This window comes from Micromonospora sp. NBC_01740, from assembly GCF_035920365.1.
Taxonomy (GTDB): Bacteria; Actinomycetota; Actinomycetes; order Mycobacteriales; family Micromonosporaceae; genus Micromonospora; species Micromonospora reichwaldensis.
This window is the reverse complement of sequence record NZ_CP109150.1, coordinates 285,859-298,716: the sequence shown is the minus strand read 5'-3', so window position 1 is coordinate 298,716 and position 12,858 is coordinate 285,859. Positions and strand designations below refer to the sequence as shown.

Below are 12,858 nucleotides of genomic sequence, written 5' to 3'. Positions count from 1 at the left end.
GCGGCCCGTCTGCGAGTCCGGCGTCCGGTCCTGGCCGGCGCGACCCGCGACTGACCCCGCCCCGCACCCGCGGCGCCACCGCCTGGGCATCCCCGGGCGAGACGCCGTCCCCGCCACGCATCCGGGTGCCGTCCCGGGGCTGAGTGCCGCCCGTCGGCACCACCCCGGTCGTCCGCTCCGACGTGGCGCTTCGCCGTGCGCCGCCGATCCCGCGTTCCGCGTCACGCCCAGGGCCGTCCGAGTCCCCGAACCCTCGGACAGGCCCCGTTCGCGGCTGCCTGTCCGTTCCGTCGCCGCACGGCGACAGACAGGACGACGACCCGTGGCGCCCCGCCGTACCCGAGCAACCGAACGCGACCGGTCCCGTCGCGTACTCTCCCAGAACTTCCTCGCCGACCCGGCCGCGATCGCCCGGATGGTGCACGCCGCCCGCCCCCGGCCCGACCGGCTCCTGCTCGAGGTGGGCGCGGGCCGGGGCCAGCTCACCCGGCCGCTCGCGGCCCGCTGCCGGCACCTGACGGCGTACGAGGTGGACCCGGCCGCCGGCGCCGAGCTGGCGAGGGTCTGCGCGGCTCTGCCGAACGTGACGCACCGGCAGGTCGACTTCCTCACCGTCACCCCACCGCCGGAGGAGTTCGACGTGGTCGGCAACATTCCCTGGTCGCTGACCTCGGCCGTGGTGCGCTGGTGCCTGGCCGCGCCCAACCTGCGCGCGGCCACCCTGCTCACCCAGGTGGAGTACGCCCGCCGGCGCAGCGGCGACTACGGCCGGTGGTCCAGGCTGACCGTGCTGACCTGGCCGGAGTTCGGCTGGCGGCTCGCCGGGCGGGTGCCCCGCACCGCGTTCCGCCCGGTGCCGGGGGTGGACGCCGGCATCCTGCGCGTCGAGCGGCGGCCGGAGCCGCTGCTGGCCGCGTCGGCGCTGCCCGCGTACCGCCGGATGGTGGAGATCGGCTTCGACGGGGTCGGCGGCTCGCGCGCGGCCTCGTTGGCCCGGCACCACCCGCGGGCGCGGCTGGCGGCGGCGCTGCGGGCGATCCGGCTCGACCCGGCCACCCCGGTCGGGCACGTCTGGCCCGAGCAGTGGCTGGTGCTGTTCCGGCTGCTGCACGCCCGCTGACGACTCAGGCCAGCGTGTTGAGGGCCTCGCTCAGCTCGGCGGGGGAGTCGAACTCCTCCGCCGGCAGGGCCCGGAGCGTCTGGAGCATCGCCGTGCTGACCCCGTTCTCCTGGCCCCAGCGGACGAGGTCCTCCCGGGAGACCGGGTAGTCGAGCCCGGCCAGGTACTCCTGCAACTGCACGCCGGTGACGGTCATGCCGGCGGCCTACCCGCTCAGCCCGCCGGCACACGCCCGCCGATCGACGTCCGGCGGTTTGCCCCGGTGGCGCGCCGGGTAGCCGCCGACATGCTGGTTCAGCGGCTCGGCGCGCCGAGCGACTTCGACCCGTTGCTGGAGCGCGTCCGGGACGCCCGGATCGTGATGATCGGCGAGGCGACGCACGGCAACTACGACTACTACCGCCTGCGCGAACAGCTCACCCGCCGGCTGATCGCCGAGTGCGGGTTCTCCTTCGTGGCCGTGGAGGGGGACTGGCCCGACTGCGACCGGGTGCACCGCTCGGTGACCGCCGCCCCGGGCGGGGCCGCCGACCCGCGCGTCGCGCTGGAGCGCTTCGAGCGCTGGCCGACCTGGATGTGGGCGAACGCCGAGGTGGCCCGCTTCTGCTCCTGGTTGCGGGCGTGGAACGTGGAGCGGCCCCAGGACGCCCGGGCCGGCTTCCACGGCCTGGACGTCTACAGCCTGTGGGAGTCCATGCAGGCGATCTTCGACTACCTCGGCGAGGAGGACCCGGGATCGCTGGAGGCGGCGCAGGACGCGTACCGCTGCTTCGAGCCGTACGGCAAGCGGGTCGAGGAGTACGGCATGGCGAGCCGGTTCGTCTCCGCCCGCTGCGAGGAGGAGGTCGTGCGCCTGCTGGCGCGTACCCGCGAACAGGCCGCCGCGGACGGCCCGGACAGCTTCTCGGCCTGGCAGAACGCGGAGGTGGTGGCCGGCGCGGAGCGCTACTACCGGGCGATGGTGGGCGGCGGGCCGGAGTCGTGGAACATCCGGGACACGCACATGACGGACACCCTGGACCGGCTGCTGGAGCGTTACGGCCCGGGCGCGCGGGGCGTCGTCTGGGCGCACAACACGCACGTCGGCGACGCCCGGGCCACCGACATGGCCGCCGACGGGATGGTCAACATCGGCCAGTTGGCCCGCGAACGGCACGGCGCCGACGAGGTGGTCCTGGTCGGCTTCGGCGGCTACCGGGGCACGGTGATCGCCGCGCCCCGCTGGGGTTCACCGGCCGAGGCGATGGTGGTGCCGCCGGCCCGTCCCGGCTCGGTCGAGCACCGGCTGCACGAGCTGATGCCCGAGCGGGCCGTGCTGGTCTTCGGCGGCGACGACCAGCCCGGTTGGGTCACCGGAACCGCCGACCACCGGGCGATCGGGGTGGTCTACGACCCGTCCTTCGAGTCGTGGGGCAACTACGTGCCGACCCGGCTGGGGGAGCGCTACGACGCCTTGATCTGGTGCGACGAGACCACGGCCCTGCACCCCCTCCCGGCCCTGACCAGCCCGGGCGAGATGGAGACCTATCCGGCCGGCGTCTGACCCGGGCCCACCCAGGTCCCGGCGATCATGCAGTCGTGGTGCCCGTTCCAGCCGGGTTCGCCGGTTGTGCGGGGCACCACGACTGCATGATCGACCAGGCGTTGGTGGGTCAGGGGTGGGCGGGGGACTTTTCGTCCAGGTGGGCGCGGAGGCCCTCGCCCTCGATGTCGACGTTGGGCAGGATCTTGTCCAGCCAACGGGGGAGCCACCAGGCCCGCTTGCCGAGCAGCGACATCACGGCCGGCACGATGGTCATCCGGACCACGAACGCGTCGATGGCGACGCCGATGGCGAGCGCGAAGCCCATCGACTTGATGACCGGGTCGTCGAGGAAGACGAAGCCGCCGAACACCGAGATCATGATCAGCGCGGCGGCGGTCACCACCCGGGCGCCGTGCCCCATCCCGTTGATGGTCGCCTGCTGGGCGGTGTCGCCGTGCACGAAGTCCTCCCGCATCCGGGAGACCAGGAAGACCTCGTAGTCCATCGCCAGGCCGAACAGGATGCCGATCAGCAGGATCGGCAGGAAGCTGACCAGCGGGCCGGGCGTGTCCAAACCGACCAGGTCGGCGAGGTGGCCCTGCTGGAACACCGCCACGGTGATGCCGAAGGTGGCGGCGACGGTGAGCAGGAAGCCCAGCGCGGCCTTCACCGGCACCAGCAGCGAGCGGAAGACCAGCATCAGCAGCAGCACCGACAGGCCCACCACCAGCAGCAGGTACACCGGCAGGGCGTCGGAGAGCTTCTCGGAGACGTCGATGCCGATCGCGGTCGCCCCGGTCAGCAGCACGTCGACGTCGGGGAACCCGCCCACCTCCGCACGGACGTCGTTGACCAGGGTCTCGGTGGCCTCGTCGGTCGGGCCGGTCTTCGGCACCACCCCGAGCAGCGCGGTGCGGCCGTCCGGGCTGAGCTGCGGCGGGGCCACCGCGAGGACGTTCTCGGTGCGCTGGATCAGCGCGGTGACCTGCGGAATGGCGGCCGAGGTCGCCTGCGGGGTGTCACCGGCGACCACCACCGCGAGCCGGCCGGTGAAGCCGGGCCCGAAGCCCTCGGTGATCACGTCGTTCGACTCCCGGGCGGCCGAGCCGACCGGCGCGGTGCCCGCATCGGGCAGCGCCAGCCGCATGTCGGGCGCGGGCAGGGCGAGCAGCCCCAGCCCGATCAGCCCGACCAGGATGACCGGAACCCGGAACCGGGTGACGAGGCGCGCCCAGCGGAACCCGAAGCCCGACCGGTCCTCGGCGGGCGGGGTACCCGCGTCGGCGGCGTCGGCCGCCCGGTCCCCGGCCGGCACCGTCGAGCGCAGCTTGCGGGGCAGCACCCGGCGACCGGCGAAGCCGAGCAGGGCCGGCTGGAGAGTGATCGCGACCAGCACCGCGACGGTGACCGTGCCGGCGGCGGCCAGACCCATCACCGTCAGGAACGGGATGTTCACCACGGCCAGCCCGGCCAGCGCGATGACGACGGTGGCGCCGGCGAAGACCACGGCCGAGCCGGCGGTGCCGACCGCGCGGCCCACCGCCTCGTCCGGTGGCAGCCCCTCCATCAGGTTCTGCCGGTAGCGGGAGGTGATGAAGAGCGAGTAGTCGATGCCGACCGCGAGGCCGAGCATCAGGGCGAGGATCGGCGCGGTGCTGCTCAGGTCGACCACGCTGCTGATCGCGAACAGACCCGCCATGCCGACGCCCACGCCGATCAGCGCGTTGAGCATCGTCATCCCGGCCGCCACCAGCGAACCGAAGGTGACCACCAGGACGATCGCGGCGACCGCCACGCCGATGACCTCGGTCGAGCCGACCTCCGGCACGCTGCTGAGCACCTCGCCGCCGGGTGCGACCTCCCAGCCCTGGGCCTCGGCCCGCTCGCCGACCTTCTCGTACGCGTCGCGCTGGGCGTCGGTCACCTCGTCGGCGCCGGTGGCGAACTGGACCTGGACCAGCGCGTACCGGCCGTCGGGGGAGACCGCCCCCACCTGGAACGGATCGACGGCGCCGACGACGCCGGGCAGCGTGGCGGCCTCCTGGGTGAGTTCCTTCACCACGGCCTGCCCCTGCGGGCTGGCGAGCGCGCCGTCGGCCGGCGCCCTGACCGCGATCGTGCCGGTCGCGCCGCTCGCCGCCGGGAACTGCTCGGCGAGCAGGTCCAGGGCGCGCTGCGACTCGGTGCCGGGCATGGTGAAGTTGTCGGCTATCGGGCCGCGCAGGGTCGCGGCGGCGAGGCCGAGACCGACGAGTACGACGAGCCAGATCGCCGCGACGAGTCGCCGCCGGCGCATCGAGCCCCGGCCGAGCCGGTAGAGCAGGGTGGCCATGAGTTCCTTGTCCTCGGTCGTGGATGGTTTGGTACGGATCAGTCGACGGGCTCCAGTGCCCGCCGGGCGAGCGCCAGCAGGGCGGCGCGCAGTTCCTCGTCGGGTACGTCGGCGAACTCCCCGCAGGTCTCGGAGATGCCGGCGAGCAGCACCAGCGCCACGATCCGGGCGGACGGGCGTTCCGGGTGCCCGGCGAGCGCGTCGACCAGGCGCTCGGACATCCGCTGGATGTGCGCGAAGGCGGGCTGCTTGAGCAGCTCCGGGAACTCGCCCCGGAGCAGGGCGATCTCGCGGCGGAAACGGACCGCGAGGTCGACGAAGCCCTCGGCGGCGACCCGTTGGGCGTCCGCGCCGCGATGTGCGCGGATCCGCTCGTCGAGCGCCTGGAGGACGTCGATCGCCGGGGCCATCAGCTCGGTGAGGATGGCCTCCTTGTTGGCGAAGTGGTAGAGCACCGCCGCCTTGGAGCAGCCCACCTCGCGGGCGATGTCCTGCAACGAGGTGCCCCGGTAGCCGGTCGTCGCGAAGCGTCGGGCCGCCGCCGAAAGGATCTCGTCGTGCGTCTCCGGAACCATCCGCGCCATGCCGGCCCACCTCCCCGACCAGCATGCCTGACCGATCGGTCAGACCCTGACCGATCGGTCAGATGGAGGGCGTGGCGTTCCCCACACGCGGCCGAGGTTTACCCCTCCGGAACGGGCGGGAGGTCCCCGCCGTGCGCCCGGTCGTACCTGGCCCGGGCGTCGGCGATCGCGCTGCGGTGCCGTTCCGCCCAGTGGGTCAGGGCCACCAGCGACTCGTGGAGTTCAAGCGCGATCGGGGTGGCGGTGTACTCCACCTTCGGCGGGACGGTCGGATGGACCTTCCGGTGCAGCAGCCCGTCGCGCTCGAGGTTGCGCAGGGTGAGGGTGAGCATCCGCCGGCTGATCCCCTCCACGCGGCGTTCCAGCTCCGTGAAGCGCACCGGGCCCTGGGCGGCGGCCACGAGGATGCCGATGCTCCACTTGCCGCCCACCCGGTCGAGCACCTCGCGGACCGTGCACGCCGTGGCCTGGCCGGGGGCGAAGGACCCGTCGACCGCCCCGCACGCCTCGGACGCCCGCCCGGCGGTGACATCGCTGTTCCCCTGCGACACGCCCATGCCTCCTCACGCTCCGCCCTTATGGTCACAGAGGGTGTTCCCCGACGACAAACCGCGTCGCCCGTGCGCCGCCGGCGGCGGAAGCGGCAAGGTCCATCGACACGGAATCGGGGCTGCGTCCCGGGCGCCGGTCCGCCGAGAATCGGCGTATGACCGACGATCTCGCCGCCCGGGCGGCGGCGCTGCGCACGCTGCACCGGCCCGGTGACCCGCTGATCCTGCCCAACGCCTGGGACGCCAGCTCTGCCCGCCAGATCGCCGCCGCCGGCTTCCCGGCCGTGGCCACCAGCAGCAGCGCCGTCGCCGAGGCGCTCGGCCACGCCGACGGCGAGGCCACCCCGCCGGGGGAGATGTTCGCCGCCGTGGCCCGCCTCGCCCGCGCCGTCGCCGTCCCCGTCACCGCCGACCTGGAGCGGGGGTACGGGCTGCGCCCCGTCGAGCTGGTGGGGCGCCTGCTCGACGCCGGTGCGGTCGGGCTCAACCTGGAGGACTCCGACCCGCGTACCGGCCGGTCGGTCGACGCCGGGGCGCAGGCCGACCTGCTCGCCGAGGTCCGGGCGGCGGCCGACGCGGCCGGGGTGCCGGTGGTGCTCAACGCCCGCATCGACGTCTTCCTCGCCGGCGGCGGCGACCCCGCCGCCCTGCTCCCGGAGGCGGTCAGCCGGGCCACCCGCTACCTCGCCGCCGGCGCGGACTGCGTCTACCCGATCCTGCTCGCCGACCCGGCGATCCTGTCCGAGCTGGTGGCCGCCGTGCCCGGGGCGGTGAACGCGCTCGCCCGCCCCGGCGCCCCCACGGTGCCGGAGCTGGCCGCGCTCGGCGTGGCCCGGGTCAGCTACGGCGGTGGCCTGTACGCCGCCGCCCGCGGGCACACGCAGCGGATGCTCGACGTCGTCCGGGCCGGCGGCGATCCGTTCGCGGCGGTTCGCCCCGCCGCGTCCGGTTGACCGTCGGCCCCCGGGCCGCGAAGGTGGTCGGATGAGTGGCGCTGACGAGACCCGGGACGGGGTGTCGCTGACCAACCTCGACCAGCCGTTGTTCGACGGCGCCGACGCGACCAAGCGGGACCTGGTCGACTACCTCGACGCGGTGCACGAGCGGATCCTGCCGCAACTGCGCGGCCGGCCGCTGTCGGTGATCCGGGTCCGGCCGGGGCAGCCGCCGTTCATGCAGAAGAACCTGCCGAAGTACACGCCGGACTGGGTGGCCCGCACGCCGGTCTGGGCCGAGGCGTCGCACCGCGAGATCTCGTACGCGCTCTGCGACGACCGGCGCACCCTGCTCTGGTTCGCCAACCAGCGCGCGGTGGAGTACCACCCCACCCTGGCCACGGTCGACGACCTGCACCGCCCCACCCACCTGGTGCTGGACCTCGATCCGCCGGAGGGGGACTCCTTCGCGCTGGCGGTCGCCGCGGCACGGCTGGTCCGGCAGGCGCTCGCCGACGCGGGGCTCGCCGGCGCGGTCAAGACCAGCGGGGCCAAGGGCGTGCACGTCTTCGTACCGGTCGCGGAGGGCGCCACGGTGGAGGACATGGCCGCCGCGACCCGGGCGGTGGCGGCCCGCGCCGAACGGCTCGACCCGGCGCTGGCCACCACCGCCTTCATCCGCGAGGACCGGGGCGGCAAGGTGTTCGTCGACTCGACCCGGGCCGGCGGGGCGACAGTGGTGGCCGCCTACAGCCCCCGGCTGCGGCCGGGCGTGCCGGTCTCCTTCCCGGTCGACTGGTCCGACCTGGGCGACGTGACCCCGGCCGACTTCACCATCCGCACGGCCCCGGCGCTGATCGCCGGACGCGACCCCTGGGCCGAGCGGCTGCCCGCGCCGCAGCAGCTCCCGGCGGACCTGGTCGCGGAGGGGCACACCATCCCGGTCGCCCGGGTGCAGGCCATGCACGAGGGCAAGCGCCGGGCCCGCGCCCGCCGCGCCGCCGGCTGACGTACGCGGACAGCCCCGCCCGTCACCGGCGGCCCTGCCGGCGTCCGCCACCGTCGGCGCTGCTGGTGTCGGCCACCGGCGGCCCTGCCAGTGCCCGGCACCGCCGCCGTCGCTCGGCCCCGTCGCCTGTCGCCCGTTGCCCGCCGCCGTCGCTCGTTCCGTCGTCCGTCGCCCGTCGCCCGCCCCGGGCTACGTCGGGAGGCGACGCCCGGCCGCGCGGACGGGCGACCGGCCTGCGCCGCCGTACGTCCACAGGCGACCCCGCCTTCACGCCGTCGGGCGGCAGACGGGCCGTGGCGGCCGACCTAGCGTCGACGACGACCCAGCGGACGGCGCCGGGACGACCCGGCCGACGGCGCCGGGACGGCGTCGACGGATCGGCAGGAGGAGACATGACCCGCGACAGGCTCACCTGGACGGTGCTCGTCGTTCTGGTGTGGACGGCGATGATGTCGTTCGGCGGCGTCGCCGCCGAGACCGTGATGCTCTACCCGAACATCTTCGGGGACCCGCCGGCGTCGCTGGACCGGGCCCGCGAGTTCCTGGTGGCGGGCGGCCCGAGTGACTACTTTCCGCCGCTCGGCGCGACCGTCGTGCTCGCCTGCCTCGCCGCGGCGGTGCTGACCTGGCGCGACCGCCGGCTGCGCTGGTGGATCGCCGGCGCGGCCGTGGTCTTCGTCGCCTGCGAGTTCCTGTTCTCCGTGTTCTTCTTCTGGCCGCGCAACGAGATCATGTTCGTCGACCCGGTCGGCACACACTCACCGGAGTACCTGCGTCAGGTCGCGGCCGAGTTCGTCGCCGGGCACCGGGTGCGCCTGGTGGGCGGGGCGGTGACCGCCGCGCTGGCGTTCGTCGCGCTGCTGCGTTGGGCAGGGCGGCCCGGCGCGGACCCGGCCGACCAGGCGGGACGGCGCGCCACGGACCCGGCCGACCAGGCGGCGTGACCCTGATCCTGCAAGGAAACGAACATTTCTCCGGCGATGTTGACGATCTCCTGCGGATCTCGGCGAGATGTGCAGGAGATCGCTGGTTCGGCGGTCGTGGCCCATGCCACACTTCCCGGCATTTCCCGCGCCCGTCGGAAGGACCGCACCCATGCCATCGCCGACCGCCAACGAACCCGCCCGTCTCCCGATGGACCGCCGCCGTCTGCTCGGCCTGGGCGTCGGCGCGGTCACCGCAGCGGCGACCGGCGCGACGGTCGGCGCCGCGCCCGCGACCGCCGGCCGGCCCGCACCCCGCCCCGGCGGGCCCTGGTCGCCGGGGTTCGCGCTGCTGGGCGACACGCAGATCGACGTGGACCTGCCCGAGCGGACCGAGGGCGTGCGCTGGACGTACGAGCAGATCGCCGCCCGGAACCCGGAGGTCGTGTGCCACGTCGGGGACATCGTCGAGCACGGCTCCGTGGCCGAGTACGACACCTACCTCGACACCATCCCGGCGGCGCTGCGACCCCGGATCCGGCACGTGCCGGGCAACCACGACTGGCGCTGGGACAGCACGGCCGGTGAACGGTACGGGTCGTTGTTCGGGCCGAGCCGGTACTCGTTCGACCACGACGGCCTGCACTTCGTCGCGCTGGACCCGAGCCACCTGCTCCAGGAGCCGGGCGGGTTCGGCGAGTCCGGCATCCGGTGGCTGACCCGCGACCTGGACCGGGTGCCGCGCGGCGTGCCGATCGTCATGCTCTGCCACTTCCCGTTCGGCGGCGACAACTACTACGTCTCCGACCAGGAGCGGCTGCTGCGGCTGCTCGACCGCTACGACGTACGGGCCATGTTCGCCGGGCACGTGCACGCCGAGCAGGTGCAGCGCTTCAACGGGGTGACCCAGTTGGCGGTCGACGACACCCGCGGCTCGGCGATCTACTACTGGGTGCAGCGCACCGACGGGCCCGACGGCGAGGTGCTGAAGGTCACGGCCGTGCAGCGGGCTGCCGACGGCAGCGCCGAGTCCCGGGCGGTGCTGGACATCCCGATCGCCGGCCCGCGTACCGCCGCCGCGCAGCGACCCCAGGCGATCTCGCTCGACCCGGCGGGCGCCGCGCTGGCGGTGTCCGTGCGGCTCGCCCCGCACGCCCGCACCGCCAACGTGAAGGCCCAGCTCTATCCGCAGCACACCTACGGGCTCAAGGACGACGGCCAGTGGCGCAACCTGGCCCCCGACGGGGCCGGCCGCCGCTACACCGGCGGGCTGGACCTCACGTCGCTCCCGCCCGGCGAGCACCGGATGACCGTACGGGTCACCGACGCCGACGGCGCCTGGCACGAGCAGACCCGCACCTTCGCCCTTCCCGACACCGCCCGGCGGCTGCGCTGGAGCGAGCAGCTCGGCGCGCCGGTGCAGGCCGGCCTGGCGGCCCGGGACGGCCTGCTGATCGCGGCGACCACCGGCGGGAACGTCGTCGGCGCCCGGCCCACCCGCCGGGGACTGTCCCGGCGCTGGCAGACGCGGATCGGCGCGGTGCACGGCCGGCCGGCGTTCGCCCCCGACGGCGGGACCGTCTACGTCCCCTCCGACGACCACCGCCTCCACGCCCTCGACGCGGCCACCGGCCGGCGCCGGTTCACCCACGACGCCGGTGCCCCGGTGCTCGGCAGCCCGCTGGTCACCACGGTCGACGGCCGTACCGTCGTGGTGATCTCCGCCGGCGAGACCCGGCAGGCCGTCGACGCGCGCACGGGCGACCCGGTGTGGCGGGTGGCCGGGAAGGGCATGTTCGCCGGGCGCGCCGCGAGCGACGGCACCCGGGTCTACGCCGGCGCCGGCGACGGCAACGTCTACGCCCACGACGCCCGCACCGGTGCCGTGCTCTGGTCGTTCTCCACCACCACCCGCACCACCGCCTACAGCCGCCTCATCTACGGCCCCTGGGCGGACAACCTGGAGGTGCTGCCCAACGGGCTGGTCCTGGTGTCCACCGTGGCCAGCGCGTTCGCGCTGGACCCCGCGACCGGAGAACCCCGCTGGTCGGTGGCTGGCTCCTACGTCTACGCCCCGAAGCTCGTGCTGGACGGCGGCGACGTGCTGATGTTCGACGACGGCGGTCGTACCGCCTCCCGGGTGGACCCGGCCACCGGCCAGGCCCGCTGGACAGCCGGGCTGGGCGCCCGCCCGGTCAGCACCGGCGCGGCGATCCACGACGGCGTCGCGTGGACCCCGACCACCACGGGACTGCTGGTCGGGCTCGACGTGGCCACCGGGGCCGTCCGCTCCCGGTTGCAACTGACGACCAGCGCCTACTGCTACAGCCCGCCGGTCGTCATCGGCGACCTGCTGCTGGTCGGCGACCAGGACGGTTTCCTGCACGGCCTCGCCGCCGACTGACCCCCGTGGCGGTGCGGCACCGCCGCCTGTTCGACGCGGTGCCGCCCGCCCGCACCCGGTCCGTGCCCGGCTTCCAGTTGGGTGTCCGCGCGGACGGCGGATGTGGGCGCGAGGGCGGCCCGGGTGACACCGCCCCCGGGCCGCAGCAGTGCATCGCTGCGGGGAACGGCCTCGCCGCAGCCCTGGACACGGAGACGCCCGACGACACCTGTCGTCGGGCGTTTGCGTGCTCGTCGTCGTTCGAAGATCGACGGAGGGAACGGTCAACCTCGGATGAGCGAGGTGTTGACTGGTGTGGTGTGGTGCCCCCGGCAGGATTCGAACCTGCGCCCCCGCCTCCGGAGGGCGGTGCTCTATCCCCTGAGCTACGGGGGCTCAGCGACTGGAGAAGACTAGCAAACGTCCCCCCGGAACGCCGAATCGGTATCCGGCGCGTGCCCTCGGTGTCGCCCTGCCCTGCTGGTGTCGTTCGCCTGAGGACCGGTGACGGGTGCCGCCCTGTTCCACCTGCGCCGGACCCCGCTGCCGTAAAGCCCTCCGGCCGGCACGAGTGGAACCTCACGGGTGTCTCCGGGCACCGGATACACCCCTGACGTTCCACTCGCCGATGCCGCTCGCGGATGCGGCCGGCTGGTGCGGGGACGGGCGCGGGTGGTCAGGCGGCGACGGCGCGGCCGCAGCTCGGCAGCGGGTGCAGCACGATGCGGCGGGGCAGGCGCCGGGGCCACTCGTTGCGGGGCCAGGAGCCGTCGACGATCAGGTGCACGGTCCGCTGCTCCTCGCCGCTGAGCCGCAGCACGAAGTCGCGCGGGAGCGGCGGGTCGACCGACGGGGTGGTGATCATGAAGCGCACCCGGCCGCGGGAGGAGACGGCGGAGATGACGTCCGCCGCGGGCATCGTGCCCCGCAGGCGTACGCGGCCGATCCAGTAGACCTCGGCGAGGTGCTCCTGAGCCGCCCGGGTGATGGCCGGGTACTCGCTGCGCACCCAGCGTTCCACCGCGCCGACGCAGAGGCCGCAGGCCCGTTCCCGGGGCTCCCGGGGGCCCAGCCCCCAGGCCCGCAGGTACGCGCCCACCGCCCCGGCGTCCATGGACGGCTCGAAGCGGTGCTGGATGAGGGTGTGCAGGCTCTGCCGCGTCCACAGCTCCTCGTCCAGGCCCAGCTCGTCGGGATGGACGCCCCGCAGGACGTCGATCAGTTCGAGCTCCTGTTCGCGGCTGAGCGTTCCCGGCTCGCCCTGCCGCTGTCCGCGACGGACGGCTGCCACCGCCCCGTCACCGCCGATGGTGTGGCGCCGGCACCAGCTGGTTACCGAACGCCGTGCGTCTCTCAGTGCAACCCCCACGTCCTGCGCAACGAGCCCGAATCGCAACTGGTCACGATATGTGTGGAGAAAACTCTCTTAGTGTCGCAATGGGGTAGATCGTGCATGACGCCGCTTACCACTCAAAGCGGACAGAGGCGCGGGGTGG

At 74.3% G+C, this 12,858-nt stretch carries 11 protein-coding genes and 1 tRNA gene; 6 read left to right on the top strand and 6 right to left on the bottom strand.

The window, feature by feature from the left end:
- Positions 1–322: 322 nt before the first annotated feature.
- Complete coding sequence (gene erm / locus OG989_RS01260; RefSeq protein WP_327029460.1) at positions 323–1,120, top strand: ErmE/ErmH/ErmO/ErmR family 23S rRNA (adenine(2058)-N(6))-methyltransferase; 798 nt, start codon at positions 323–325, stop codon at positions 1,118–1,120.
- Positions 1,121–1,124: 4 nt separating this feature from the next.
- Here the strand turns inward: erm and OG989_RS01255 are convergent, their stop codons facing one another.
- The gene (locus OG989_RS01255) at positions 1,125–1,316 is read right to left on the bottom strand and encodes a DUF2795 domain-containing protein (RefSeq protein ID WP_132231166.1); all 192 of its coding nucleotides are present in this window, start codon (positions 1,314–1,316) and stop codon (positions 1,125–1,127) included.
- A gap of 90 nt (positions 1,317–1,406) precedes the next feature.
- Here OG989_RS01255 and OG989_RS01250 point away from each other — a divergent pair, with 90 nt between their 5' ends.
- On the top strand, positions 1,407–2,663 hold the full coding sequence (locus OG989_RS01250; protein WP_327029459.1) for an erythromycin esterase family protein: 1,257 nt from the start codon (positions 1,407–1,409) through the stop codon (positions 2,661–2,663).
- A gap of 109 nt (positions 2,664–2,772) precedes the next feature.
- Here OG989_RS01250 and OG989_RS01245 read toward each other — a convergent pair whose 3' ends face one another.
- The 3 genes from OG989_RS01245 to OG989_RS01235 all read right to left on the bottom strand — a co-directional run bounded on the left by OG989_RS01245 (position 2,773) and on the right by OG989_RS01235 (position 6,112).
- A complete protein-coding gene (locus OG989_RS01245) occupies positions 2,773–4,977 on the bottom strand; it encodes an MMPL family transporter (RefSeq protein ID WP_327029458.1) in 2,205 nt (734 codons plus the stop codon).
- A gap of 38 nt (positions 4,978–5,015) precedes the next feature.
- Positions 5,016–5,561 carry a TetR/AcrR family transcriptional regulator gene (locus OG989_RS01240; protein ID WP_151452909.1) on the bottom strand — a complete coding sequence of 182 codons (546 nt, stop codon included), beginning with the start codon at positions 5,559–5,561 and terminating at the stop codon, positions 5,016–5,018.
- Between the two features lie 98 nt (positions 5,562–5,659).
- Positions 5,660–6,112: a winged helix-turn-helix transcriptional regulator gene (locus OG989_RS01235; protein WP_442791902.1), complete on the bottom strand. Its 453-nt coding sequence runs from the start codon at positions 6,110–6,112 to the stop codon at positions 5,660–5,662.
- Positions 6,113–6,267: 155 nt separating this feature from the next.
- Here OG989_RS01235 and OG989_RS01230 point away from each other — a divergent pair, with 155 nt between their 5' ends.
- The 4 genes from OG989_RS01230 to OG989_RS01215 all read left to right on the top strand — a co-directional run bounded on the left by OG989_RS01230 (position 6,268) and on the right by OG989_RS01215 (position 11,383).
- Positions 6,268–7,065 carry an isocitrate lyase/PEP mutase family protein gene (locus OG989_RS01230; RefSeq protein ID WP_327029457.1) on the top strand — a complete coding sequence of 266 codons (798 nt, stop codon included), beginning with the start codon at positions 6,268–6,270 and terminating at the stop codon, positions 7,063–7,065.
- A gap of 31 nt (positions 7,066–7,096) precedes the next feature.
- Entirely contained in the window at positions 7,097–8,056 is a 960-nt protein-coding gene (ligD, locus tag OG989_RS01225) for a non-homologous end-joining DNA ligase (RefSeq protein ID WP_327029456.1), read from the top strand.
- Between the two features lie 392 nt (positions 8,057–8,448).
- Positions 8,449–9,000, top strand: coding sequence for a DUF1772 domain-containing protein (locus tag OG989_RS01220; protein WP_327029455.1), 552 nt, complete (start codon positions 8,449–8,451; stop codon positions 8,998–9,000).
- A 151-nt stretch (positions 9,001–9,151) separates the two neighbouring features.
- Positions 9,152–11,383 carry an outer membrane protein assembly factor BamB family protein gene (locus tag OG989_RS01215; RefSeq protein WP_327029454.1) on the top strand — a complete coding sequence of 744 codons (2,232 nt, stop codon included), beginning with the start codon at positions 9,152–9,154 and terminating at the stop codon, positions 11,381–11,383.
- A gap of 300 nt (positions 11,384–11,683) precedes the next feature.
- Here OG989_RS01215 and OG989_RS01210 read toward each other — a convergent pair.
- Positions 11,684–11,758: transfer RNA gene (locus OG989_RS01210), tRNA-Arg, on the bottom strand.
- 280 nt (positions 11,759–12,038) lie between these two features.
- Positions 12,039–12,731, bottom strand: coding sequence for a winged helix-turn-helix domain-containing protein (locus tag OG989_RS01205; protein ID WP_327031089.1), 693 nt, complete (start codon positions 12,729–12,731; stop codon positions 12,039–12,041).
- Positions 12,732–12,858 lie beyond the last annotated feature (127 nt).